Genomic DNA, 24,039 nt, shown 5'->3' with positions numbered 1-24,039 from the left:
TGCTGGTTCGATATTGTTTCATGCTAAAAAGTAAGTGCTGTTCTGCCCGCTTATCCCCGCATCGGCGGCAACCGGCCTGAACTATCATGGAGCCAGTCAGTAAACCTAGATAAGAGGCCGTGCGTCACATGTCCAGTAAATCGTCCCCTCCCGCAGCGACCGAGCAGAACCCGGCCGAGATAGCGCGCGAAGCCTTCCGCCGCCTGGCCACGCGCCGCATTGCGCCCACGCCGGAGGCCTACCGCGACATCTACCACGAGATCGCCGGGGTCCGGCCATCCGGCACCGCGGTGCCGCCAGCCGGCCCGGTGCTGGCCGGCAGCGCCGCGCCGGCCGATCCCGGCCCCGAATTGATGCTGTACCAGTTCGCCAGCCGCCTGGGCGACCAGCCGGGCGACCTGGCCGAATTCGGCCGCCGCCTGAGCCGCGCCGTCAAGGCGCGCGACTGGGAAGGCTATGCCCGCACCCTGACCCAGCTGGCCGAGCGGCCCGCCGCGGCCAAGCGCGGCATCGACGTGGCCGACATCCCGGACGGCGAACACACCAAGGCGCTGCGCGAAATGCTCAGCCGCACGCTGAGTTTCGCGGTGGCCTCGCTGCTGAGCGGCACGCCGGCCCTGGTGGCCGAGGCCGAAGCGCTGGGCGCGGCCACCAAGGAAGCCCACACCGAGGCGGCGCTGTCGGAAATCGCGCTGCGCCTCAAGCAGCTGTGCTACCAGATCGAACTGAAGAGCGGCGACACGGCCGAGCAGCAGGAGCTGCTGCTGCGCCTGTTCCGCCTGCTGCTGGAAAACGTCAGCGAACTGCTGGACGACGATTCCTGGCTGCGCGGCCAGATCGACGCGGTGCAGGCGCTGATTTCCGGGCCGCTGGACCAGCGCGCGCTGGAGGACGCCACCCGCAGCCTGAAGGACGTGATCTACAAGCAAAGCCAGCTCAAGCACAGCCTGTCGGACGTCAAGCTCACCGTCAAGAACATGATGATGACCTTTATCGACCGCCTGGGCCAGGTGGCCGCCTCGACCGGCGACTTCCACGAGAAGATCGGCGGCTACTCGGCCAAGATCAGCCAGGCCGAGAACATCACCGAGCTGAACCAGATCCTGGACGAGGTGCTGAAGGAAACCCGCATCGTGCAAGGCGAGGCGCTCAAGGCGCGCGACAACATGGTGATGGCGCGCCAGGAAGTGCAGGACGCCGAAGCCCGCATCCACCAGCTGGAGGCGAAGCTGCAGCACATGAGCGAGCTGGTGCGCGAAGACCAGCTGACCGGCAGCCTGAACCGCCGTGGCCTGGACGACGTGTTCGAGCGCGAAACGGCGCGCGCGGACCGGCGCGGCACCCCGCTGTGCATCGCCGTGCTGGACCTGGACGATTTCAAGAAGCTGAACGACACCTACGGCCACATCGCCGGCGACGCCGCGCTCAAGCACCTGGTCAAGATCGTCAAGGACACCTTGCGCTCGATGGACGTGATCGCCCGCTTCGGCGGCGAGGAATTCCTGATCCTGCTGCCGGAGACGTCCATCGAGGCGGCCTCGCAGACCATGACGCGCCTGCAGCGCGAACTGACCCGCCACTTCTTCATGCACGACAACGAGAAAGTGCTGATCACCTTCTCGGCCGGGGTGGCGCTGCGCCGCCCGCACGAAGACCAGACCGCGCTGGTGCAGCGCGCCGACAAGGCCATGTACCAGGCCAAGCAGACCGGCAAGAACCGTGTCGTGGTTGCCGATTAATTAATTTCCCAGCTCCAACACCCCGGGCCCGCCACTGTGCGGGCTTTTTTTATGCCCGAAATAAATTATTTTTAGCCCTAAAGTTCGGCTCAAACGCGCCGCTTAAGCGTGTACTGCTGGGTGAATTTGAGGGTGAAACGAAAAAATTTAGCGTCTTTTCCTCCCTTAATTTTCCCATGGGGCAACCGTTACCAGTTACAACAGCGGCTTGATCGTCTCGGAACAGCGAGGCGGGCCAAAGTGAAATGAGCATGTAGCCCAACTAGCAGTACAAGTTTCGGAGAAACACATCATGGCACAAACCATCAACACCAACATTGCCTCGCTGAACTCGCAACGTAACCTGAATTCGTCGCAAGCCGCTCTGGGCACCTCCCTGCAACGCCTGTCGTCCGGCCTGCGCATCAACAGCGCCAAAGACGACGCTGCCGGTCTGGCAATTTCGGAACGCTTCACTTCGCAAGTTCGCGGCAACAACCAGGCAGCCCGCAACGCCAACGACGGCATCTCGCTGGCGCAAACGGCTGAAGGTGGTTTGAGCACCGCCGGCGACCTGCTGCAGCGTATCCGCGAACTGGCCGTGCAGTCGGCCAACGGCTCGAACTCCGCGTCGGACCGCAAGTCGATCCAGAACGAGGTGTCGGCCCTGTCGAAAGAACTGGACCGCGTTGCCACCAGCACCCAGTTCAACGGCCAGAACGTGCTGGACGGCTCCCTGACCAGCACCCAGTTCCAGGTTGGCGCGAACTCGAACCAGGTCATCAACATCGGCGTGCAGAGCGCCAAGGCTTCGGACATCGGCAACAACACCATCAAACCAACCGAGACCGCCACCTCGCTGTCGCAAGCGGTGGCTACCACCGCCACCAACCTGGACGACGATGTCACCACCGGTCTGGCCGACGACACGCTGTCGATCAGCTCGGGTGCCGGTGTAAAAACCGACATCTTCGTCAAAACGGCCGCCCCGACCGCGACTCCGCCTGTCATCGGCGACACCGCAAAATCGATCGCTGCGAAAGTGAACGCCACCACCCAGACCAGCGGCGTGTCGGCACAAGCCAAGACCGTTGCCACCATCTCCGACATCGAAGACGGTGCAGTGAACTTCCAGCTGCGCGGCGCGAACTCGAAAGCCAACGACGCCAACTCGAAGGCCGTGACGATTACCGCCAAAGTGGTAGGCGGCGACCTGTCTGCCCTGGCCCAGGCGGTGAATGCCCAAAGCAACACCACCAACATCACCGCAACCGTGAAGATCGACTCGGCCGGTAAGAAAGAACTGGAACTGACCGACATCACCGGTAACGACATCCAGATCGCTGCCCAAAGCGGCGATGCGGCCCTGCAAGGCACCGCACGTATCCGCGGCGCCGACGTGGGTGGCGCTCCCGGCGCCGGCCAGGTCCTGACCAGCACCGCCTCCGCCGTAGTTGGCGGCCGCGTGGAATTCTCGTCGGATTCGGGCTTCTCGATCTCCAGCACCAACAATGCAGTGACCGGCGGCACCAACGTGGGTAGCGACCTGCAAGCGGTATCGGGTCTGGACGTTAGCACCGTGGAAGGCTCGAACGCCGCGCTGCTGACCATCGACTCCGCGCTGAACGCCATCAACAGCAACCGTGCAGCACTGGGTGCGATCCAGAACCGTTTCGCGTCGACCATCTCGAACCTGCAAACGACCACGGAAAACCTGTCGGCTTCCCGTAGCCGCATCCAGGATACCGACTTCGCAGCGGAAACGGCCAGCCTGACCCGTGGCCAGATCCTGCAGCAAGCCGGCACCGCGATTCTGGCGCAAGCCAACTCGCTGCCGAACGGCGTGCTGTCCCTGCTGCGTGGCTAATCGCCGCATCAGCCGGTAATGCAATGATGGGCAACCATCATTGCCGACCAGCACCCTGGCTGACTCGTTCAGCCAGGGTTTTTTCGTAAAGGAAGCATCATGACTATCGATTCCATCAGCGCAGCTTCGCCGCTGCGCGGCACGGAGCGTCCGGTCAGTGGCGCGGAAAGCGTGGCGCCGCAGCCGGCTAGCCGCGCGCCCGCCGCCACGGTGCTGGAAACGGCGGCAGCCGTGCGCGGCGCCGAGCCGGCGCCCACGCTGGAGCAGGTCAACCAGGCAGTGTCGGACCTGAACAAGTCGCCGCTGGCCAAGTCGCAAGGCTTGGAGTTTTCCATCGACAACGACAGCAAGCGCACCATCGTCAAGGTGATCGACCAGACCACCAAGGAAGTGCTGCGCCAGATGCCCTCGCCCGAAGCATTGCAAATCGCCAAAGCGCTGGACAACACAAAAAGCCTGCTAATCAGCCAGACCGCCTGAATACGGCGCGCCGCAGAGCGCGCCGTTTTTTTTCGCACCATGCCATCATAGAGGCGGGCCGTATCGTGAACTGGCCGGTAAATCCCCTTCTCAAGTCCTCTTTGATTGTGCCGATAATGACTTAATCTATCGTTTTCACCAGGAGTACAACGTGGGCCTCTCATCACCCGGCATCGGTTCCAATCTGAACGTCAACGACATCATCAGCAGGCTGATGGCGGTCGAAGCCGCGCCGATTGCCACCCTGGACAAGAAATCGGCCAGCTACCTGGCCAAAGTGACCGCCTTCGGCACGCTCTCGGGTGCGCTGGGCACGTTCCAGAGCTCGCTCTCCAGCCTGACCTCGCTGGCCAGCTTCCAGACGCTCAGCACCAATTCCAGCAACAGCGACATCCTGACCGGCACTGCCAGCAGCAAGGCCCAGCCCGGCACATACAAAGTTGACATTACGCAAATTGCGCAAGCGCAAACGCTGGCCTCTGGCGGCTACAAGAGCACCAAGTCGGCCATCGGCCTGGGCGGAAAGACCACCATCAACATCCAGCTCGGCACGGTGGCCGGCGGCACTTTCGGCATGAGCGGCACGGCGCTGCCGAACACGGTAGTCACCGGCGGCATCACACCGGGCGGCCTGAGCATCAACAACACGGCCATCGCCACCGACAGCAGTACCCGCAGCGCGAAACTGCTGGCCGATGCCATCAATGCCAAGAGCACCACCACCGGGGTATCAGCCTCGGCCGCGCCCACCGTGACCAGCGCCACGTTGTTTGGAGGCACCGGTGCGTCCAATTACGGCGCGGTAGACACCTCCGGGGGCGGCACCTACAGCCTGAGCGTGGGCGGCGTGGAAATCGCTGCGCAGGCCAGCGGCTTGCTTCCCGGCGACGCCGGCGCAATTGACGCAGCCACGCTGGACGCGGTGCTAAGCGGCAGCAACAGCGTGACCCAGGCCCTCGCCAACGCCAACATCACGGTCCAGGGCACTGCAGCCGGCGGCGACCTGCGCTTCACCAACGCCGACGGATCCAACATCAGCATCACCGAAGCGGTAACCGGCACCGTCACCGGCGGCATCAACAATGCCGGAACGGCCAATACCGGCTACAGCAGCACCACCACCAGCTCGATCTCGCTGCAGTCGTCCAACGGCAGCCAGATCACCATAGGCGGCAGCAACCCGGCCGCCGCCGGTCTGACGGCTGGCGTTGGCGGCAGCTACCAAAACGCCACCTTCACCCAGGATGGAAGCCGCAGCAGCGGCAACATCGTGATCGACAGCAGCAACAACACGCTGCAAGGCATCCGCGACGCCATCAACAAGGCCAACTTCGGCGTCACCGCCAGCATTGTCTCGGACGGCAGCGCCAATACCCCGAACCACCTGGTGCTGACTTCCAGCGCCACCGGCGCCAACTCGAACATGCGCATCAACGTCAGCGGCGACGGCGCCGATCCGGCCGACACCGAAATTGCCAACCTGCTGAGCTATGATCCGGGCGGCGTGCAGAAGCTGAGCCAGAAGACCGCCGCGCAGGACACACTGGCCTCCGTCAACGGTATCGCCGTGCAAAGCAGCAGCACCGGCATTTCCGGCGCCGTCGAAGGCCTGACCCTGACCGCCGTCAAAGTCGGTTCGGCCAGCATTACCGTGGCCAAGGACACCGCCGGCCTGACCGCCAACATCCAGGGCTTCGTCAAGGCGTACAACGACTTGAGCAGCCAGATCAAGGCCCTCAGCGGCTACAACGAGGAAACCAAGGTCGGCGGCGATCTGCTGGGCGACTCCACCGTGCAAAACCTGCAGGCGTCGCTGCGCCGGCAGCTGACCGGCACCATCACCGGCTTGCAGGGCACCAAGCTGACCTCGTTGTCCCAGATCGGCGTCGCCTTCCAAAAGGACGGTTCGCTGACCTTGGACCAGTCCAAGCTGGGCAAAGCCATCAGCAATAACTTCAGCGACATCGCCGGCCTGTTCGCGGCGGTTGGCCGCAGTAACGACGCCGACGTCACCTTCATGAGCTCGTCAGCCGCCACCAAGGCCGGCGACTACATCGTCGATATCACGCAGCTGGCCAGCCAGGGCACTTTGACCAGTTCCGCTCCCGTGCCCGGCAGCACGGTGATTGCGGAAGACACGGTGTGGACCGTCAAGCTGAACGACTCGGTTCCCACCAACAGCAGCAACACCGCTTCAGTCAAACTGACGGCCGGCACCTATACGCCGGATGCGCTGGCCACGTTGCTGCAGGCATCGATCAACGGCGCCAGCAACTTCACCGACGCCGGCTCCACCGTCTCGGTCAGCATCAACGACGACGGCACGCTGAAACTGAATTCGACCAAGTACGGCGACAAGTCCAACATTACGCTCACCAGCGACACCGGTACCGCCGTCAGCGACGTGTTCGGCGCCGCCACGTCGGTAGATGGCGTCAACGTGGCAGGCACCATAGGCGGCTATTCGGCCGTGGGCGACGGCCAGACGCTGACCGGCGGTCCGGGCGCGCCAACCGACGGGCTGAAGCTGGAAATCAAGGGCGACACCATCGGCAGCCGTGGCACGCTGGGCTTTTCACAGGGCTACGCCTACCAGCTGAACAATCTGGCCAAGAGCTACCTGGGCGCGCAAGGCGTGCTCACCGGGCGCACCAAGGGCCTGAACGACTCGGTGAAAGACATCGCCAAGCAGAAAGACGCGTTCAATGCCAAACTGGTGGATATCGAAGCGCGCTACCGCAAGCAGTACACGGCGCTCGATACGGCGCTGTCGAGCCTGTCCACCACGGCCGCGTTCCTGACGCAGCAATTCGCAGCACTGAACAAATAAGCAACGGGAAGAGGGAGAAATAGTATGTTCGGATCAAGGCAAACCGGCGTCAATGCCTATGCAAAAGTGGGCATGGAGACTGGTGTAGTCGCAGCCAGCCCCCACAAGCTGATCGTCATGCTGTTTGACGGCGCGCTGGTGTCCATCGCCACCGCCCTGATGAATATGCGCTCTGGCAACATCGGCGAAAAGGGCAAGGCTATTTCCAAGGCCATCATGATTATCGACAGCGGCCTGCGCGCCGCGCTCGACAAGAAGGTGGGAGGGGAGATCGCCGAAGGCCTGGATGCACTGTACGAATACATGAGCAGCCGCCTGCTGACGGCCAATCTGAAGAACGACCCGGCCATCCTGGAAGAAGTGCAGCGCCTGCTGACGGAACTGCGCGACGCCTGGAACCAGATCGGCGACACCCCGGCTGTGCAAGCGCCCGCGCCCGCCGCCAACGCCAACGCCACCAAACTGATTAATAAATACGCGAGCGCCTGATCCATGATGACGAATCAAGAAGTTTTATCCGTGTACGCCGACATGGCAGCGCTGACCGAGCAGATGCTGGCGCATGCCACCCGTGGCGAATGGGACGAGCTGGTCGCGCTGGAACAGCGCTGCGCCGGCCACGTGCGCACGCTGCAGGGCCAGGAAGACCCGCGCCCGCTGCAAGGCGCCGAACGCGAGCGCAAGGTCGAGCTGATCCGCCAGATGCTGACCGCCGACCGCCAGATCCGCGACCTGGCCATGCCGTGGATGGCGCAGCTGTCCGCCCTGATCAACAGCACCGGCGCCGAGCGGCGCCTGGTGAACGCTTACGGCAGCGTCTGAAGCCGGGATAGGACCACATCATGCTGCCGCCGCGTCTGGACGCCACCGGCGTCAGGCCAGTCGGCGCATTATCGCCCGCGCCGGCGGCCATCCCTGTCAGCGACGCACGCCAGGCCGCCCTCCAGCGCTCGCTGAGCGGCCTGGTCGGCCAGCCGCTGAAGGGCGAAGTGCTGTCCAAGTATGACGACGGCAGCTACCTGGTGCGCGTGGCGGGCAATTCGGCCCGCATGGTGCTGCCCGGCGGCGCCCAGGTCGGCGCCGAAGTGCCGCTGACACTGCTCACCGTCACGCCGCGCCCCACCTTCCAGGTCGGCACCGGCACCCAGGCCCAGACCGCCCAGCTCTACACCGAGGCAGGCCTGCCGCCCGGCGACAGCCCAGACAGCGTGCCGCAAGGCCGCCTGCCCTCGCAAGACACCACCACGCTGTCGGGCCGCCAGCCGGGCGCCGGCAATCCGGCCGCCAACGCAGCCGGCGCTGGCGCCAATGCCGCAGCCAATTCCGCCGCAGGGTCGGCCGCCGGGTCCGCAGCCAGCACCGCCGCCCATCCAGCCAATGCAGCGCCTGGCTCGGCGGCCAACGCCGCGGCCAATGCGGCAGCCAACGCTGCCGCCAGCGCCGCCGTGGCCAACGCTGCCCAGGCCCGCGCCACGCTGGCAACCCAGCTGGGCGCCAGCGGGCCGGCAGGCGCCCAGGGCGCGGCACAGGCGGCGGCCGAGTCCGTCAACCAGGCCGCCGGCCAGCCCGCCGCGCAGGTCCGCCCGCACAGCCTGGCCGCCGCCCTGCTCGGGCGCGCCCCGCTGACGCCCTCCGAACAACTGCCCGATCTCGGCCGCGACGCCCCCGCCGCGACGCTGAGCCAGGCCGCCCGCACCATCGCCAGCGCCCTGGCCACCGCCTACCTGCCCCCGGGCGTGCCCGTCATCATTAACGGCAAAGCCTCGCTGATAGCGGCCGGCGTGCCCGATACCGACAAGCTGACGCACCAGCTGAAGAACGCGCTCGGCGAAAGCGGCCTGTTTTACGAATCGCATGTGGCCGAATGGGCCGAAGGCAGGCGGCCGCTGCAGGAACTGATGCGCGAGCCGCAAAACCAGCGCGCGCTCTCCATGGCGCACGCCCAGGCCGGCGGTCCGCAGACCAGCGAATCGCTGGTCCGCGCCGCCCTCGCCGGCCCGGACCTGAGCGCGGCGCAGATGATCAACCAGCAGCTGCACACGCACGAACAGCAGCGCGTGCAGTGGAACGGCCAGGCCTGGCCCGGCCAGCCCATCCAGTGGGAAGTGCAGCGCGACCAGCGCGAAGGCAGCCAGCAGCAGGCCGACGGCCGCGAACCGGACCCGGTGTGGCGCAGCGGCGTGCGCTTCCGCCTGCCGCTGCTGGGCAAGATCTCGGCGGCGGTGACGCTGGTGGGCGAACAGGTCCACATCCAGGTGCAGACCGGCGACGACGCCAGTGCCGCCACCCTGCGCGCCTGGTCCGGCCAGCTGCAGCTGGCAATGGAAGCGGCCGGCTCGCCGCTGGCCTCGCTCACCATTGCGCCCGAAGGGGACGCAGCGGTGCCGGCCGGCGCCGGCGCGGATGGCGCCGTCGCGGCCGCGGCCGCCCTGCCCGGGGGCAGCCATGGCGCATGAGGCCCCGCGCCGCCCGCTGCAAAGCGCGGTCGCCCTCACCTACCAGAACGATGCCCCAGCCCCCAAGGTGGTGGCCAAGGGGCGCGGCCTGGTGGCCGAGCAGATCATCCATGTGGCCAACGAGCACGGCGTGCACATCCACGAATCGAAGGAACTGGTGTCGCTGCTGATGGAGGTGGACCTGGACCGGCAAATTCCGCCGGCGCTCTACCGGACAATTGCGGAACTCCTAGCGTGGCTATATCATATTGAATCAGCGCAAAAATCCGGCCAGCCCCCGCCCCCGGCCCCGGACACCAGCTCTCCACATAGAGATCCAGAAGAATAATGCACCCAAACATACAAGACGCGGACCTGGAAAACTGGCACGACTTCGAAGTGGTATCGCGCAGGGAAATCATTGCGCTGCTGCGCAGCATAGGCGAAAAAAACCAGCTGATCCGCATGCTGGTGCACGGCGAGGCGGACGTGTGCGTCACCTCCATCCTGGAAGTCGACGCCGACAGCAACAGCGTCATCCTGGACTGCTCCATCAACACCGAGCAAAACCAGCGCATCCTGTCGGCCAAGTCGCTGTCCTATGAAACCACGCTGGACAAGATCCGCATCCTGTTTTCCAGCGAGCGGGTGGAGAAATGCACTTTCGAAGGCGCGCAAGCGCTGAAGATCGCCCTGCCGGCCACCCTGATCCGCCTGCAGCGGCGCGAGTATTACCGTATGAGCACGCCGGTCAGCAACCCGGTGCGGGTGGTCATCCCGCTGCCGGCCGAACTGGGCGGCGGCAGCACCAGCTTCCCGCTGGCCGACATCAGCTGCGGCGGCATCGCCATCCTGGACAACAAGCTGCTGCTGGGCGACAGCATCGGCAAGCAGTACGCGGACTGCCGCATCGAGCTGCCGGAAGTGGGTCCCATCGTCACCGGCCTGCAGATCCGCAACTGCATCGACATGACCCTGCTCAACAACAAATCCAACCGCCGCCTCGGCTGCCAGTTCACCGACATCGCGCGCGGCGCGCTCAATTCGGTGCAGCGCTACATCACCCGCCTCGAGCGCGAACGCAACGCCCGCATCGCCGGGCTGGGCTGAACCTGGCGGCTTACGCACGCCGTGCCAACCCGCCCGACGGCGTGCGACGGTGGCACGTCCGGCATCACACCTGCATATTCATGATGTCCTGGTAAGCCGACACCAGCTTGTTGCGCACCTGGATGGTGGCCTGGAAGTTGATGCTGGCTTTTTGCATCGACACCATCACGTCCGACAGGCTGACCGAATCGTCCCCCAGCTGGAAGCGCTTGCCCAGCTCCTGCGACTTGGTCTGGCTGGCCGAGACGGCGTCCAGCGCGTCCTTCAGCGCATCCGAGAACTGCACCTTGGCCGCCGGCGCCTCGGTCTGGATGGCTGGAACGCTGGACTGCGGCTTGGCCGCGTGCGCCTTCAGCTGCTCCATCATCGCTTGTATCCTGCTGCTATCTATGCCCAGGCCGCTTGTTTTCATGTGAACTCCAAATTTGTTGCTTCCGCGGAACAGTCATGCGGTGGCGCCGCGCTACAATAGGCGGCGCAATGATCAGTGCTGCCAGAATACCTGTCCGTATAGCAAGCTGCTGCCAGAAGCAGGCCGGTAAACAGCCTGCTTTTCCCGAGATGGGCCAGCGCCGCCACCGACGATAATGTGCAACAGGCCGAGACCCGGCCGACAACCGGTCCCATCCACCAACCAACGAATACACACCAGCCATGGCAGCAGCAGCCGAACAAATCGACATCGACGACGCAGCGGTCCCGGCGCAGGCCGAACCGAAGCCGCCGTTCTTCCAGACGCCGCTGGGCCGACGGGTGATGATGGGCGCCGGCGCGGCCGGCGTGGTGGCCGTCATCGTCGCGCTGTGGCTGTGGAATCAGCCGCCCGCCTACGGCGTGCTGTTTTCCAACTATACCGACCGCGACGGCGGCGCCATCACGGCGGCGCTGGACCAGATGCAGATCAAGCACAAGTTCTCGGAGGGCGGCACGGCCATCCTGGTGCCGACCGAGCAGGTGCACGACGCGCGCCTGAAGCTGGCCGCGCAGGGCTTGCCCAAGGGTGGCAATGTCGGCTTCGAGCTGATGGAGAACCAGAAGCTGGGCGTGTCCCAGTTCCTCGAGCAGGTCAATTACCAGCGCGCGCTGGAAGGCGAACTGGCGCGCTCGATCCAGTCGATCGCGGCGGTCGATTCGGCCCGTGTGCACCTGGCCATGCCGAAAGACAGCGTGTTCGTGCGCGAACAGCAGAAGCCGACCGCGTCGGTGATGCTGCACCTGCACCCCAACCGCCAGATCGAGCCGGCCCAGGTGCAGGCCATCGTGCACCTGGTGGCCTCCTCGGTGCCGCAGCTGATGCCGTCCAACGTGACGGTGGTGGACCAGGCCGGCAACCTGGTGTCGGACACCAACAAGAATGGCGCCGGCAGCAACAAGAGCCTGGACGCCAGCCAGCTGAAATACGTGCAGGAACTGCAAAAGCAGGTCATCAAGCAGGTCGAATCCATCGTGCTGCCCATCGTCGGCGAAGGCAATGTGCGCGCGGAAGCGGTGGCCGACGTGGACTTCGCCGCCGTCGAGCAGGCGGCCGAATCGTACAAGCCGAATTCGCCGCCGGAAGCGTCCGCCATCCGCAGCCAGCAAAGCAGCGAGACCAACGGCGCCGGCAACGCCAATCCGAACGGCGTGCCGGGCGCGCTGTCGAACCAGCCGCCCGGCACGGCCACCGCGCCGCTGACCACCACGCCGCCGGGTACCGCCCCCGCGCCGGGCACGCCGCCGGGCGCCGTGGCCGGCGGCGCCAACGGCTTGCCGAACCACAAGGAATCGACCACCAATTACGAAGTCGACAAGACCGTGCGCTACGAGCAGAAGGCCATGGCCGGCCTGAAGCGCATGACGGTGGGCGTGGTCATCAATTACCGCCGCATCGTCGACGCCAAGACCGGCAAGGTCACCGTCAAGCCGTTCACGCCGGAGGAAATGGCCAAGATCAACAGCCTGGTCAAGGAAGCCATGGGCTACAACCAGGAACGCGGCGACTCGCTGAGCGTGGCCAACGCGCCGTTCGACGGCGTCGACAAGCCGTTCGAGGCGCCGGTGGTGCTGGACTGGTGGCGCGATCCGGCCAACTTGCCGCTGGCCAAGGAGCTGGCCAAGTTCCTGATCACCGCGCTGATCCTGCTGTACATCCTGCTGCGCATCGTGCGGCCGATGATGCGGCCGGTGTTCAAGAAGATCGACGAGATCAACGAGCCCGAGCCTGAACCGGAAGAGCCGGTCATCGAGGAACCGGTGGGCCCGACGCCGGAAGAGATCATGGCGGAAGAACTCGCTAAAATGGAAGAAAATACCGCGCGGACATACCGCGACAACCTGGCGCTGGCGAAGAAACTGGCCGCGGACGATCCGCGCATCGTCGCCAACGTCATCAAAGCATGGATAGGCGCAAATGACTGATTCGACCGGACTGCAAAAAGCCGCCATCCTGATGCTGGCAATGGGCGAGAGCGAAGCTGCCGAGGTGATGAAATTCCTCGGCCCGCGCGAAGTGCTGAAACTGGGCGCGGCCATGGCGACAATGAAAAACGTGCCGCACGAGCAAGTGGTCGACACCCTGGACGACTTCCGCGACCAGGTGGCGGCCGCCTCCACCGTGGGCCTCGATTCGGACGAGTACATCCGCCAGGTGCTGACCAAGGCGCTGGGCGACGACAAGGCCTCGGTGCTGCTGTCGCGCATCCTGGGCGGCAAGGACGCGTCCGGCATCGAATCGCTGAAGTGGATGGATTCGCAGTCGGTGGCCGAACTGATACGCAACGAGCACCCGCAGATCATCGCCACCATCCTGGTGCACCTGGAGCGCGACCAGGCCTGCGAAATCCTGGGACACTTCACCGACCGCTTGCGCAACGACGCGGTGCTGCGCATCGCCACGCTGGACGGCGTGCAGCCGGCCGCGCTGCGCGAGCTGAACGACGTGCTGACCAAGCTGCTGTCTGGCAATGAAAACATCAAGAAATCGACGCTGGGCGGCGTGCGCGCGGCGGCCGAGATCCTGAACTTCATGAGCGGCGAGCAGGAAAATTCGGTGATGGACAACATCAAGAACTACGACAACGACATGGCGCAGAAGATCATGGACGAGATGTTCGTGTTCGACAACCTGATCGATATCGACGACCGCGGCATCCAGCTGCTGCTGCGCGAAGTGCAGTCGGAAATGCTGATCATTGCCCTGAAGGGCGCGTCGCAGGACTTGCGCGACAAGATCTTCAAGAACATGTCGGCGCGCGCCAGCGAAATGATGCGCGAGGACCTGGAATCGAAGGGGCCGGTACGCCTGTCCGAAGTGGAAACGCAGCAGAAGCAGATCCTGCAGATCGTGCGCCGGCTGGCGGACGAAGGCCAGATCGTGCTGGGCGGCAAAGGCGAAGATTCCTTCGTCTAAGTTGATAGAGTTACATGGCACATATACCCAAAGAGCAGCAAACCGCCTTCCAGCGCTGGGAAATGAAGTCCTTCGGCGACTTCCGCCCCAGCGCGGTGGCCGCGCGCGAGGCTGAAGCGGCCGCGCAAGCGGCCCTGGCACCGCCGCCGCAGCTGGAAGCGGACGAAGGACACTATCTGGAGCAGGAACCGCCTGCCCCCGCCTACCCGACCGAGGAAGAACTGGCGGCCATCCGCGAGCAGGCCCGCATCGACGGCTACGACAAGGGCTACGCGGCCGGCCACGCCGAAGGCCATGCGGACGCCATTGCCCTGGGCAAGGAAGCCACCGACCTGGAGCTGGCGCCGCTGCGCGAACTGGCCGGCAACTTCAGCACCGCGCTGCAGGACGCCGACCAGCTGATCTCGGCCGACGTGCTGGAACTGGCGCTGCAGCTGGCCAAGGGCATGCTCAAGCAGTCGCTGCAGGTCAAGCCCGAGCTGATCCTGCCCATCGTGCGCGAAGCCATCGAATACCTGCCGGTGCTGCAGCAGCCGGCGCTGCTGATGCTGAACCCGGACGACGCGAAAACCGTGCGCGAAGGCATAGGCGAGGAGCTCGACAAGGGCGGCTGGCGCGTCATCGAGGACGCGCAGATCGAACGCGGCGGCTGCAAGATCGACACCGCCAGCAACCAGATCGACGCCCAGGCGTCGGCCCGCTGGCAGCGCCTGACCTACGCGCTGGGCAAAGACGTGAGCTGGCTGGACTGACATGGCCGACGCTGCCCCATCCAACCTGCACGCCGGCCGCTGGCGCGCCTACCTGAACGACTGCGCCGCGCTGACCGAGTTCGTGGAGCCGATGCAGGTGTCGGGCCGCGTCACGCGCGTGGCCGGGCTGGTAATGGAAGCGGTGGGCCTGCGCCTGGCCGTGGGCGCGGCCTGCACCGTGCCGCTGCCGTCCGGCGGCAAGGTGGAGGCCGAAGTGGTCGGTTTTGAAGGCGACCGCCTGTTCCTGATGCCGCAAAGCGATGTCGAGGGCATCGTGCCCGGCACCCGCGTGTTCCCGATCGAACCGACGATACCGCGCCCGGGCAGCGTCACGCACCCGCGCCGCCGCCCCAGCGACCGCGCGCGCCACCTGCCGGTCGGCCCCGAACTGCTGGGCCGGGTGCTGGACGGCGCTGGCCGTCCGCTGGACAACCTGGGCCCGCTGCACACCACGGAAAGCGCGCCCATCAACGTGCGCCCGGCCAACCCGCTGGGCCGCGCGCCCATCGTGGAAACGCTGGACGTGGGCGTGCGCTCCATCAACGCCATGCTGACCGTGGGACGCGGCCAGCGCATGGGCCTGTTCGCCGGCTCCGGCGTCGGCAAGTCGGTGCTGCTGGGCATGATGGCGCGCTACACCGAGGCCGATGTGATCGTGGTCGGCCTGATCGGCGAACGGGGCCGCGAGGTCAAAGAGTTCATCGAGCAGATCCTGGGCGAGGAAGGCCTGGCGCGCTCGGTTGTCGTGGCGGCCCCGGCCGACACGCCGCCGCTGATGCGCATGCAGGGCGCGGCCTACTCCACCGCGATTGCCGAGTATTTCCGCGACCAGGGCCAGAATGTGCTGCTGATCATGGATTCGCTGACCCGCTACGCCATGGCGCAGCGCGAGATCGCACTGGCCATCGGCGAGCCGCCCGCCACCAAGGGATATCCGCCTTCCGTGTTCGCCAAGCTGCCCATCCTGGTCGAACGCGCCGGCAACGGCGAAATGGGCGGCGGCTCGATCACGGCGTTCTACACCGTGCTGACCGAGGGCGACGACCAGCAAGACCCGATCGCCGATTCGGCGCGCGCCATTTTGGACGGCCACATCGTGCTGAACCGGCGCCTGGCCGAAGCCGGCCACTACCCCGCCATCGACATCGAACAGTCGATCAGCCGCGCCATGCATTCGATCACCTCGCACGAGCACCAGACCCGCGCCCGCCACCTCAAGCAGCTGTTTTCACGCTACGAGCGCAGCCGCGACCTGATTGCCGTGGGCGCCTACAGCCCGGGCAGCGATCCGGTGCTCGACCAGGCCATCAGCTTGCATGAAAATATCGAGCATTTCCTGCAACAGCAGATCACGGAGCGGGTGGACATGCTCGAGAGTTTGGGGCAATTGTCCGCTCTGTTCGATTGATTGACCGCCGTCCAGGACGCCTATAATGAACCATCATGGCCTCCCAATCTCAACTTGAAACACTGATCGAACTGGCCCGCCGGGAAACCGACGACGCCGCCAAGCGCCTGGGCATGGCCCTGAAGGCGGTGGCGGATGCCGAGGAAAAACTGAACATGCTGGTGGGCTACCGCGACGAATACGGCAAGCGCTTCGAGGCCAGCCAGCTGGCGGGCATCACGCCGATGGCGTACCGCAACTTCCAGGCTTTCATGGAAAAACTGGACAGCGCCATCAAGGGCCAGGAAGAAGTGTTGCGCCACAGCCAGCGCAAGGGCGAGCAGGAAAAAAGCATCTGGCAGGACGCGGAACGCAAGCGCATGTCCTATTCCACGCTGAACGACCGCGCGCAGGCGCAGGCGCTCAGGCTGGAAGCCAAGCGCGACCAGAAGTCCATGGACGAACACGCCGCAAGGCAAGCATTCTATAAACGCTAATATCGGATACGGCACCATCATGCAGACACCGCTCATCAACACCACCACGGGCGCAGGCGCCAACGCCGGCACGCAGGCGGGCAAGGGCGCGTCCGCGGCGCCGGACAGCCAGTTCCAGCAGGCGCTGACGCGCCAGATCGAGCAACGCCAGGCATGGACCCGTCCGGCCGCGCCCGCCGGCGCGGCGGCCTCTTCCGCCAACCAGGCCAGCCGTGCCAGCCAGGCCAAGCCGGCTGCGCCCCAAGCCGCCGCGCGCCCCGCGCCAGCCAGCCAGAACCAGGCCGCCTCCGCAAGCGAGCAAGCCAAGCCCGCGCCGGCACACAAACCCGCCAACGCTGCCGCCGCCAGCCGCGGCGAGGATGGCAAACCGGCCGGCGCGCCTGACAAGGCCGCGCCGGCCGCCGGGGGCGCGCCCGCCCCCACCGCCGGCAGCGCCGACACCCAATCCAGCGCCGATGCCGGCACAGGCGGCGGCGCTGCCGATGCCGCCGCCTCCGCCTCCGATGCGGCCGCCGCAGCGGCCGCCGCCGCGCAGGCCGCCGATCCCATGGCCGCCATGCTGGCCCTGATGGCCGCCTTCAACCAGCCGGCCGCCGCAGCCGGCACGGTTGCCGCCGCCGGCCTGCCCGACGACACGGCCAGCCAGGCCGGCGATGGCCTCGCCGCCCTGCTGCCGGGCCCGGGTCCGGCCGCCGACCCGGACCCCGCTGCGGCCCTTGCCGCCGGCGCTGCAGCCGGTGCCACGCCCGCCACGGACGGCGCCATCGCCCTGGACGGCGAGAGCGCCGGTACTGCCGGCGCAGCCGATCCGGATGCCGCAACGCTGAAAGCGGCGCTCGATGCCGCCGCCCAGGCCATGCAGAAGCACCAGTCCGGCGCGCAAGCGCAAGCCGGCCCCGCCGCCAGCGGCCAGGCGGCAGAAGACACCGGCGCCGGCCGCGCACCGGCCGTGCTGGACGCCAGCCAGGCGCAAGCCGGCCGCGCCCAGCCCGACGCGGACGCCCAGCTGGCCGCCGCGCGCGACGCCAGGACGGACTTCGCCGCCCTGCTCAAGGAAGCCGCACCGTCCGCGCCCGCCGCCGTGGCGCCCGCCGCGCAAGCCCAGCTGGCCACGGTCCAGGCCGCCAACGCCGCCGCCGGCAACCAGCTGCAGGCGCGCGTCGGCACCGCCGCCTGGGACCAGCAAGTGGGCCAGAAGGTGGTGTGGATGGTGGGCGGCGGCGAGCAGAGCGCCACGCTGGAACTGAACCCGCCCGACCTGGGCCCGCTGCAGGTGGTGCTGAACGTGTCGAACGATGCCGCCAGCGCCAGCTTCACCTCGGCCCAGCCGGAAGTGCGCGCCGCGCTGGAAGCGGCCATGCCGCGCCTGCGTGAAATGATGAGCGAAGCCGGCATCCAGCTGGGCGAGGCCACCGTCTCGGCCGGCATGTCGGATCAAAACAACGGCTTCGACCAGGCCCGCGCTGCGCAGCAGGGCGGCGGCCGTGACGGCCGCAACGGCGGAGGCGGTGACGGCGGCGGCGACGACAGCGCCGCTGTTGCGCCGGCGCCGCGCCAGCGCGCGCTCGGCATGGTCGATACCTTCGCCTGACCATTCTGACCGGCACGCAAGGCGTGCCATAATGGCGACATGATCCACTTCAGCTGCAAGGGTAACTTTGAAAGCGAATCCTAAATTAAAAGCGGAACCGAAAGCAGAGGCTGCCGCTCCGGCCAACTCCAAGAAATTGGTGTTGATCCTCGGCCTGGTAGCCGTGCTGGCCGCTGCCGGCGGCGGCGGCGCATGGTTCATGCTGAAGGGCGGCGGCGATCACGAAGCGCCGGCCAAGCAGAAGAAGTCCGCGCCCAAGTCCGGCCCGCCAGTGTACGTGACGATAGAACCGTTCACCGTCAACCTGCAGCCGGAAAACGGCGAGCAGTACCTGCAGCTGGCCTTTACGCTGCAGGTGAGCGGCCTGGAGGAAGTGGAAGTGATCAAGAACAATATGCCCAAGGTGCGCAGCCGCCTGCTGCTGCTGCTGTCGAGCAAGAAGGCGTCGGAGATCAACACGCCGGAAGGCAAGCAGCAGCTGAGCGCCGAGATCATGGAACAGGTGCGCGCACCGTTCGAGGATCGCGGCCCGCAGCAGGATGTGACCGAGGTGCTGTTTACCTCCTTCATTATTCAGTGACCCTAGTAAAGCCCAACCAGTAGAAAGCCATGGCTGATAATTTTCTCTCCCAGGAAGAAGTTGATGCCCTTTTAAAGGGCGTCAATGGCGACCAGGACGACGCCGCGGCGCCGGAAGAAGTCGCGGGAGTCAGAACCTATAACCTGGCGACCCAGGAGCGCATCGTCCGGGGCCGGATGCCGACGCTCGAGATCATCAACGAGCGCTTCGCGCGCCTGCTGCGCGTCGGCCTGTTCAATTTCCTGCGCCGCAGCGCCGAAGTGTCGGTGGGCTCGGTGCGGGTGTCCAAGTACAGCGAATTCATCCGCAACCTGGTGGTGCCGACCAATTTGAACCTGGTGCACATGAAGCCGCTGCGCGGCACCGCGCTGATGGTGTTCGATCCGGGCCTGGTGTTCCTGCTGGTGGACAACCTGTTCGGCGGCGACGGCCGCTTCCACACCCGGGTCGAGGGCCGCGACTTCACGCAGACCGAGCAGCGCATCATCTTGCGCATTCTCGATATCGTGTTCGAGGCCTACACCAAGTCCTGGGAGCCGGTGTACCCGGTGGAGTTCGAGTACATCCGCTCGGAAATGAATACGCAGTTCGCCAACATCGCCACGCCGAACGAGGTGGTGGTGGCGTCCACCTTCACGGTGGAGCTCGGTTCGGTGTCGGGCCAGATCCACTTCTGCATGCCGTACTCGATGATCGAACCGATCCGCGACGCGCTGACCTCCTCGCTGCAGGGCGAGGCGCTGGAAGTGGACAAGCGCTGGATCCGCCTGATGACGCAGCAGATCCAGATCGCCGAGGTGGAACTGGTGGCGTCGCTGGGCACGGCCAAGGTGTCCTTCGACGAGATCCTGAACATGCGGGTGGGCGACATCATCCCGCTGAACATTCCGGCCAGCATCGAGGCGACCGTGGATGGCGTGCCCGTGCTGGACTGCACCTATGGCGTGCTGAACGGACAATACGCGTTAAAAGTAGAGAAATTGCTGGCGAACGCCGATAACACGAAGTAATACAGCGAAGTAACTGGAGAGAAATATGTCGGATAATCAAGACGATCAAAGCTTGGATGATGATTGGGGCGCTGCGATCGCCGAGCAGGCCAAGGCGGAAGCCGAAGCGCTGCAAAACCAGCAGGCCGCGCAGGCCGCCGTGTTCCAGGACTTTTCCAAGCAGCCGTCCAAGACCGAGACCCACAACGATATCGATTTCATCCTCGATATCCCGGTGCAGCTGACGGTGGAACTGGGACGTACCAAGATTGCCATCAAAAACCTGCTGCAGCTGGCGCAGGGCTCGGTGGTCGAACTGGACGGCCTGGCCGGCGAGCCGATGGACGTGCTGGTGAACGGCTGCCTGATCGCCCAGGGCGAGGTGGTGGTGGTGAACGACAAGTTCGGTATCCGCCTGACCGATATCATTACGCCTTCCGAACGCATCCGAAAACTGAATAAATGAAGCCTGCTTTCCCGTTTGCCGCGCCAGCGGCGGTCCTGGCCGCGCTGGCCGCAGCCGCCATGTTCGCCGGCGCCCCGGCGCTGGCGGCGCAAACCGCCTCCGGTTCGATTTCCTCCGCCAGCAAGCCTGCGGCCCAGCCCGACCCCGCCGCCTTGCCGGCCGCCGCAGCCCAGGCTGCGGGCGCCGCCGCCGTGGCGACCGCCGGCGTGGCGCCGCCGGCCGCTGCCGGCTCCGCCGCGCCCGCGCCTGACAGCGCCGCGGCCCCCGCATCCGCCCCTGCCGCAGTCCCAGCCACTACCGCGCCGACCGCCACGCCCGAGCAGCAGGCCGCGCTGGCCGGCGCCCGGCCGGCCCCGGCCACCGCCATCGATCCGGCGCAAGCGCCCACCGCCACCGGCAGCCTGCTGACCACCATCTTCTCGCTGATCCTGGTGCTGGGCCTGCTGATCGGCCTGGCCTGGCTGCTGAAGCGCTTCGGCCCGAAAACCATCACCGGCGGCGCGCACGTCAAGCTGGTCGGTGCGCTCAGCGTCGGCGCGCGCGAGCGCATCCTGGTGGTGGAAGTGGGCGGGCAATGGATAGTCGTGGGCGCCTCCCCCGGCCGCATGAACGCGCTGGCCACGCTGCCGCGCCCGGACGGCGCCGACGGCTTCGATGCCGGCACGGCTGCAGGCAACGCGGCATCCGGCGCGGCGCCAGGCGCCCTGCCCGGCGCCAACTTCGCCGAATGGTTCAAACAGACGATAGAAAAACGTAATGGCAAATAAGCAAGGCAAGTCCGCCGCTGTGCTGAAGTGCCTGCTTGCGGCGGGCCTGGCGGCCGTGCCGCTATGGGCCGGCGCCGACCCGACCGTTCCGGCCTTCACGGCCACCCCGGCCCCGGGCGGCGGCACCAACTACGGCCTGTCGCTGCAGACGCTGATCCTGATGACGGCGCTGACCTTCATCCCGGCCGCGCTGCTGATGATGACCAGCTTCACCCGCATCATCATCGTGCTGTCGCTGCTGCGCCAGGCCATGGGCACCCAGTCGGCGCCGCCCAACCAGGTGATGGTGGGGCTGGCGCTGTTCCTGACCCTGTTCGTGATGGGCCCGGTGCTCGACAAGATTTACGGCGAAGCCTATCTGCCGCTGCAGGAAAGCAAGATCACCATGCAGCAGGCGCTGGAAAAAGGCGCCGCGCCGCTCAAGTCCTTCATGCTCAAGCAGACCCGCCAGGCCGACCTGGCGCTGTTCGTCAAGCTGTCGCGCACGCCCGCGCTGCAGGGGCCGGAGGACGTCCCGCTGCGCGTGCTGATTCCTGCCTTCGTGACCAGCGAACTGAAGACCGCGTTCCAGATCGGCTTCGCCATCTTCATCCCCTTCCTCATCATCGACATGGTGGTGGCCTCGGTGCTGATGTCGATGGGTATGATGATGATGTCGCCGGCCGTCATTTCGCTGCCCTTCAAGCTGATGCTGTTCGTGCTGGTGGACGGCTGGCAGCTGCTGATCGGCTCGCTGGCCCAGAGTTTCTACTAGTGAAGGAGCGCCCATGACACCCGAAAGCGTCATGACGATGGGCCGCATCGCCATGGAGGTGACGCTGATGGTGGCCGCCCCCATGCTGCTGGTGGCGCTGGTGATCGGCCTGGTGGTGTCCATCTTCCAGGCCGCCACCCAGATCAACGAAGCCACGCTGTCCTTCATCCCCAAACTGGTGGGCGTGTTCGTGGCGCTGGTGGTGGCCGGGCCGTGGATGCTGTCGGTCATGCTGGACTATATGCGCAACGTCTTCACAGGCATTCCCGGCCTGGTCAACTGATGGCGGCGCACCCGTGATCACGCTGTCCACCGTCGAGATCAACACATGGATCGCTTCCCTGCTGTGGCCGCTCACCCGCATCCTCGGCCTGATTGCCGCCGCGCCCATCTTCGGCAACCGCAGCACGCCGCGCAGCGTCAAGCTGGCGCTGGGCGTGCTGCTGGCCATGGTGATCGCGCCCACCGTGCCGGCCGTGCCCGCCGCCGACCCCATGTCCTACGCCGGCCTGCTGATCCTGGCGCAGGAATTGCTGATCGGGGTGGCCATGGGCTTTACCCTGCGCATCGTGTTCGCCGCTGTCGAGATGGCCGGCGAAATCAGCAGCCTGACCATGGGCCTGGGCTTCGCCACCTTCTTCGACCCCAACACCCAGGGCCGCTCGTCGGCCATCAGCCAGTTCCTGGCGCTGCTGGCCACGCTGGCCTTCCTGTCGGTGAACGGCCACCTGGTGCTGCTGTCGGCGCTGGCCGAAAGCTTCCAGACGCTGCCGGTGTCCGGCATTCCGATTGCCGGCAGCGGCTTCAAGCACGTGGCGGACTGGGGCGGACGGGTGTTCAGCGCCGGCATGCAGCTGGCATTGCCCATCGTGGCGGCGCTGCTGATCATCAACGTGGCCTTGGGCATCCTGACCAGGGCGGCGCCGCAGCTGAACCTGTTCGGCATCGGCTTCCCGATCACGCTGGGCATCGGCTTCCTGGTGCTGGCCATGGTCCTGCCCTATATGGCCACGCCGCTGCAGAAGCTGTTCAACCAGGGCATAGAGAGCGCGCGGCAGTTTCCACGCAACTGGGCCGACCGCGAGCCGCGGCCGCCGGCGCCGCCGGCGCCGTTAAAACAAGCGCCGGGGCCGGCTGTCAATTCGCTGCCGGGTTGATTAGCTGATGAAGTTAAACAGCGACAAGCCCGTCAGCGTCTTGTAGGACTTCTGCGCCGCTTCCAGGTTGATCTGCTGCTGGGTGAACAGGGAAATGGCCTGGATGGTGTCCACTTCCATCAGGTTGGACAGGGTGGTGGCGTACTGGATGTTCAAGTCCTCGCCCGAGCTGTCCAGGTAGTCCAGCTCCTTCATGCGCGCGCCCACCGAGGCGCGCACCGCCAGCAGGTTGTCCGTCGCATTGTCGATGTTCGAGTTGGCCTGGTTCAGCGCATTGGTCAGCCGCGCCTGGCCCGCCGCGCCCTCGCCGTTCACGCGCAGCGCCTTCAGCATGTCCTGCATGGTCTCGAACACGGACTTCTTGTCGCTCGGGTCGACCGTGAAGCTGTCCAGGTCGGCCGGGTCGCCCTTGATCTCGAACTGCAGGCCGTCGAAGTTGATGCTCTTGCCGCTGGTGTAGGGAATCGGGTCGGCCGGGTCCGGCGCCGGCGGCACCGGCACGCCCAGCGTCAAGTCCATCACCGTGTAGGTGGTCACCTTGGGCACGCCCGGCGTGGCGGGCACCACCGTGAAGTTGATGGCGTACTGGTGGCCGGTGAGCGCGCTGGGGTCCGTTACCGCGCCCGGGGAAATGATGCCGGTGCCGCCACGGTCGTAATTGGCGGGATCGACGCCGGTCTGGAACTTGCTGTTGCCGGTGACGTTGTTCTCGAAGATGGCGCTGCCCGAATCGCTGATGCTGACCTTGCGCGACGAACCGATCTGCAAGGTGCGCTCGCCCTGGTCGCCCTGGTAGGTGGCGCCGGTGCCGTTCAGCGTGAACGGAATGCTGTCCTTGAAACCGGAGAAGATGTAGCCGCCCGAGCCGTCCGCCGTGTTGGCCATGCCCAGCAAGTCCTGCAAGCGCCCTTCCAGCTCCACCGCCAGCGATTCGCGGTCCTTGTTGGTCAGCGAACCGGCGCCGGCCTTGACGGCCAGCTCCTTGATGTCCTGGTACAGCGAAGTGACCGAGGTCAGCGCCACTTCCTCCTGCGACAGCGAAGCGCGCGCGTTGGCGCGGTTGGTGGCCAGCTGGGTGTTGATCGATTGCGACTGCGTCACTTCCAGCGCGCGCGCCGAGGCGATCGGGTCGTCGGCCGGGGTCAGCACGCGGCGCCCGGTGGCCAGCTGCTGCTGGGTCTTGGCGATGGCCGACTGCAGCGTGCCCAGCTGGCCCACGCCGTTGTCGAAGATGGTCTTGGAACTGATGCGCATGCTCATGATTGCATTTC

24 protein-coding genes are annotated in these 24,039 nt (G+C 66.0%); 22 read left to right on the top strand and 2 right to left on the bottom strand.

All coding sequences use genetic code 11. The annotated features are described in order from the left end of the window. Nucleotides 1–128 precede the first annotated feature (128 nt). From ASD15_RS24035 to ASD15_RS23995, 9 genes are all read left to right on the top strand, one after another. Nucleotides 129–1,739 (top strand): GGDEF domain-containing protein, encoded by a 1,611-nt coding sequence (locus tag ASD15_RS24035; RefSeq protein WP_057157570.1) that lies wholly within the window; start codon nt 129–131, stop codon nt 1,737–1,739. Between the two features lie 292 nt (nt 1,740–2,031). Continuing rightward, a complete protein-coding gene (locus ASD15_RS24030) occupies nt 2,032–3,585 on the top strand; it encodes a flagellin (protein WP_057157569.1) in 1,554 nt (517 codons plus the stop codon). A 99-nt stretch (nt 3,586–3,684) separates the two neighbouring features. Then, nucleotides 3,685–4,065 carry a flagellar protein FlaG gene (locus ASD15_RS24025; RefSeq protein WP_057157568.1) on the top strand — a complete coding sequence of 127 codons (381 nt, stop codon included), beginning with the start codon at nt 3,685–3,687 and terminating at the stop codon, nt 4,063–4,065. Between the two features lie 151 nt (nt 4,066–4,216). Next, a complete protein-coding gene (gene fliD, locus ASD15_RS24020) occupies nt 4,217–6,895 on the top strand; it encodes a flagellar filament capping protein FliD (RefSeq protein ID WP_057157567.1) in 2,679 nt (892 codons plus the stop codon). Between the two features lie 24 nt (nt 6,896–6,919). Continuing rightward, complete coding sequence (gene fliS / locus ASD15_RS24015; protein WP_057157566.1) at nt 6,920–7,384, top strand: flagellar export chaperone FliS; 465 nt, start codon at nt 6,920–6,922, stop codon at nt 7,382–7,384. A gap of 3 nt (nt 7,385–7,387) precedes the next feature. After that, the gene (locus ASD15_RS24010) at nt 7,388–7,717 is read left to right on the top strand and encodes a flagellar protein FliT (protein WP_057157564.1); all 330 of its coding nucleotides are present in this window, start codon (nt 7,388–7,390) and stop codon (nt 7,715–7,717) included. A gap of 20 nt (nt 7,718–7,737) precedes the next feature. Beyond that, nucleotides 7,738–9,351, top strand: a complete 1,614-nt coding sequence (locus tag ASD15_RS24005) for a flagellar hook-length control protein FliK (RefSeq protein WP_082552109.1) — start codon at nt 7,738–7,740, stop codon at nt 9,349–9,351. Further along, nucleotides 9,341–9,679, top strand: a complete 339-nt coding sequence (locus ASD15_RS24000; RefSeq protein ID WP_057157740.1) for an EscU/YscU/HrcU family type III secretion system export apparatus switch protein — start codon at nt 9,341–9,343, stop codon at nt 9,677–9,679. Before ASD15_RS24005 ends, ASD15_RS24000 begins: the two co-directional genes overlap by 11 nt. After that, on the top strand, nt 9,679–10,440 hold the full coding sequence (locus tag ASD15_RS23995) for a flagellar brake protein (RefSeq protein WP_057157562.1): 762 nt from the start codon (nt 9,679–9,681) through the stop codon (nt 10,438–10,440). Before ASD15_RS24000 ends, ASD15_RS23995 begins: the two co-directional genes overlap by 1 nt. Nucleotides 10,441–10,504: 64 nt before the next feature. On the opposite strand, the gene fliE is transcribed toward ASD15_RS23995, so the two are convergent. Further along, nucleotides 10,505–10,852, bottom strand: a complete 348-nt coding sequence (fliE, locus tag ASD15_RS23990; RefSeq protein ID WP_057157560.1) for a flagellar hook-basal body complex protein FliE — start codon at nt 10,850–10,852, stop codon at nt 10,505–10,507. A 242-nt stretch (nt 10,853–11,094) separates the two neighbouring features. Here fliE and fliF point away from each other — a divergent pair, with 242 nt between their 5' ends. From fliF to fliR, 13 genes are all read left to right on the top strand, one after another. Next, nucleotides 11,095–12,837: a flagellar basal-body MS-ring/collar protein FliF gene (gene fliF / locus ASD15_RS23985; RefSeq protein WP_057157558.1), complete on the top strand. Its 1,743-nt coding sequence runs from the start codon at nt 11,095–11,097 to the stop codon at nt 12,835–12,837. Next, on the top strand, nt 12,830–13,828 hold the full coding sequence (fliG, locus tag ASD15_RS23980) for a flagellar motor switch protein FliG (protein WP_057157557.1): 999 nt from the start codon (nt 12,830–12,832) through the stop codon (nt 13,826–13,828). The genes fliF and fliG overlap by 8 nt, the downstream gene beginning before the upstream one ends. A 14-nt stretch (nt 13,829–13,842) precedes the next feature. Beyond that, on the top strand, nt 13,843–14,580 hold the full coding sequence (locus ASD15_RS23975; RefSeq protein WP_057157555.1) for a flagellar assembly protein FliH: 738 nt from the start codon (nt 13,843–13,845) through the stop codon (nt 14,578–14,580). A gap of 1 nt (nt 14,581) precedes the next feature. Further along, nucleotides 14,582–15,988 (top strand): flagellar protein export ATPase FliI, encoded by a 1,407-nt coding sequence (gene fliI, locus ASD15_RS23970; protein ID WP_057157553.1) that lies wholly within the window; start codon nt 14,582–14,584, stop codon nt 15,986–15,988. Between the two features lie 35 nt (nt 15,989–16,023). Further along, nucleotides 16,024–16,464 (top strand): flagellar export protein FliJ, encoded by a 441-nt coding sequence (fliJ, locus tag ASD15_RS23965; RefSeq protein WP_057157552.1) that lies wholly within the window; start codon nt 16,024–16,026, stop codon nt 16,462–16,464. Between the two features lie 19 nt (nt 16,465–16,483). Continuing rightward, nucleotides 16,484–18,055 carry a flagellar hook-length control protein FliK gene (locus ASD15_RS33575; protein WP_057157551.1) on the top strand — a complete coding sequence of 524 codons (1,572 nt, stop codon included), beginning with the start codon at nt 16,484–16,486 and terminating at the stop codon, nt 18,053–18,055. 67 nt (nt 18,056–18,122) lie between these two features. Further along, a complete protein-coding gene (gene fliL, locus ASD15_RS23955) occupies nt 18,123–18,635 on the top strand; it encodes a flagellar basal body-associated protein FliL (RefSeq protein ID WP_057157549.1) in 513 nt (170 codons plus the stop codon). Between the two features lie 29 nt (nt 18,636–18,664). After that, the gene (gene fliM / locus ASD15_RS23950; protein ID WP_056393971.1) at nt 18,665–19,645 is read left to right on the top strand and encodes a flagellar motor switch protein FliM; all 981 of its coding nucleotides are present in this window, start codon (nt 18,665–18,667) and stop codon (nt 19,643–19,645) included. Between the two features lie 25 nt (nt 19,646–19,670). Beyond that, entirely contained in the window at nt 19,671–20,090 is a 420-nt protein-coding gene (fliN, locus tag ASD15_RS23945) for a flagellar motor switch protein FliN (protein ID WP_056393969.1), read from the top strand. Continuing rightward, the gene (fliO, locus tag ASD15_RS23940; RefSeq protein WP_229418314.1) at nt 20,087–20,857 is read left to right on the top strand and encodes a flagellar biosynthetic protein FliO; all 771 of its coding nucleotides are present in this window, start codon (nt 20,087–20,089) and stop codon (nt 20,855–20,857) included. The genes fliN and fliO overlap by 4 nt, the downstream gene beginning before the upstream one ends. Continuing rightward, the gene (gene fliP, locus ASD15_RS23935) at nt 20,847–21,611 is read left to right on the top strand and encodes a flagellar type III secretion system pore protein FliP (RefSeq protein WP_057157547.1); all 765 of its coding nucleotides are present in this window, start codon (nt 20,847–20,849) and stop codon (nt 21,609–21,611) included. Before fliO ends, fliP begins: the two co-directional genes overlap by 11 nt. A 13-nt stretch (nt 21,612–21,624) precedes the next feature. Further along, nucleotides 21,625–21,894, top strand: coding sequence for a flagellar biosynthesis protein FliQ (fliQ, locus tag ASD15_RS23930; RefSeq protein ID WP_025595552.1), 270 nt, complete (start codon nt 21,625–21,627; stop codon nt 21,892–21,894). Between the two features lie 13 nt (nt 21,895–21,907). Next, nucleotides 21,908–22,768 carry a flagellar biosynthetic protein FliR gene (gene fliR / locus ASD15_RS23925; RefSeq protein WP_057157546.1) on the top strand — a complete coding sequence of 287 codons (861 nt, stop codon included), beginning with the start codon at nt 21,908–21,910 and terminating at the stop codon, nt 22,766–22,768. Here the strand turns inward: fliR and flgL are convergent, their stop codons facing one another. Continuing rightward, nucleotides 22,769–24,028, bottom strand: coding sequence for a flagellar hook-associated protein FlgL (gene flgL / locus ASD15_RS23920; protein ID WP_082552108.1), 1,260 nt, complete (start codon nt 24,026–24,028; stop codon nt 22,769–22,771). Nucleotides 24,029–24,039 lie beyond the last annotated feature (11 nt).

The organism is Massilia sp. Root351 (genome assembly GCF_001425045.1).
Taxonomy (GTDB): domain Bacteria; phylum Pseudomonadota; class Gammaproteobacteria; order Burkholderiales; family Burkholderiaceae_D; genus Rugamonas.
Note: the sequence above shows the minus strand (reverse complement) of the source record. Positions and strands in the feature narration are given on the sequence as shown.

Coding starts and splice junctions, on each gene's coding strand:
- ASD15_RS24035 (WP_057157570.1), top strand. CDS start 129: ATGTCCAGTAAATCGTCCCCTCCCGCAGCGACCGAGCAGAACCCGGCC.
- ASD15_RS24030 (WP_057157569.1), top strand. CDS start 2,032: ATGGCACAAACCATCAACACCAACATTGCCTCGCTGAACTCGCAACGT.
- ASD15_RS24025 (WP_057157568.1), top strand. CDS start 3,685: ATGACTATCGATTCCATCAGCGCAGCTTCGCCGCTGCGCGGCACGGAG.
- fliS (WP_057157566.1), top strand. CDS start 6,920: ATGTTCGGATCAAGGCAAACCGGCGTCAATGCCTATGCAAAAGTGGGC.
- ASD15_RS24010 (WP_057157564.1), top strand. CDS start 7,388: ATGATGACGAATCAAGAAGTTTTATCCGTGTACGCCGACATGGCAGCG.
- ASD15_RS24005 (WP_082552109.1), top strand. CDS start 7,738: ATGCTGCCGCCGCGTCTGGACGCCACCGGCGTCAGGCCAGTCGGCGCA.
- ASD15_RS24000 (WP_057157740.1), top strand. CDS start 9,341: ATGGCGCATGAGGCCCCGCGCCGCCCGCTGCAAAGCGCGGTCGCCCTC.
- ASD15_RS23995 (WP_057157562.1), top strand. CDS start 9,679: ATGCACCCAAACATACAAGACGCGGACCTGGAAAACTGGCACGACTTC.
- fliE (WP_057157560.1), bottom strand. CDS start 10,852: ATGAAAACAAGCGGCCTGGGCATAGATAGCAGCAGGATACAAGCGATG.
- fliF (WP_057157558.1), top strand. CDS start 11,095: ATGGCAGCAGCAGCCGAACAAATCGACATCGACGACGCAGCGGTCCCG.
- fliG (WP_057157557.1), top strand. CDS start 12,830: ATGACTGATTCGACCGGACTGCAAAAAGCCGCCATCCTGATGCTGGCA.
- ASD15_RS23975 (WP_057157555.1), top strand. CDS start 13,843: ATGGCACATATACCCAAAGAGCAGCAAACCGCCTTCCAGCGCTGGGAA.
- fliI (WP_057157553.1), top strand. CDS start 14,582: ATGGCCGACGCTGCCCCATCCAACCTGCACGCCGGCCGCTGGCGCGCC.
- fliJ (WP_057157552.1), top strand. CDS start 16,024: ATGGCCTCCCAATCTCAACTTGAAACACTGATCGAACTGGCCCGCCGG.
- ASD15_RS33575 (WP_057157551.1), top strand. CDS start 16,484: ATGCAGACACCGCTCATCAACACCACCACGGGCGCAGGCGCCAACGCC.
- fliM (WP_056393971.1), top strand. CDS start 18,665: ATGGCTGATAATTTTCTCTCCCAGGAAGAAGTTGATGCCCTTTTAAAG.
- fliN (WP_056393969.1), top strand. CDS start 19,671: ATGTCGGATAATCAAGACGATCAAAGCTTGGATGATGATTGGGGCGCT.
- fliO (WP_229418314.1), top strand. CDS start 20,087: ATGAAGCCTGCTTTCCCGTTTGCCGCGCCAGCGGCGGTCCTGGCCGCG.
- fliP (WP_057157547.1), top strand. CDS start 20,847: ATGGCAAATAAGCAAGGCAAGTCCGCCGCTGTGCTGAAGTGCCTGCTT.
- fliQ (WP_025595552.1), top strand. CDS start 21,625: ATGACACCCGAAAGCGTCATGACGATGGGCCGCATCGCCATGGAGGTG.
- flgL (WP_082552108.1), bottom strand. CDS start 24,028: ATGAGCATGCGCATCAGTTCCAAGACCATCTTCGACAACGGCGTGGGC.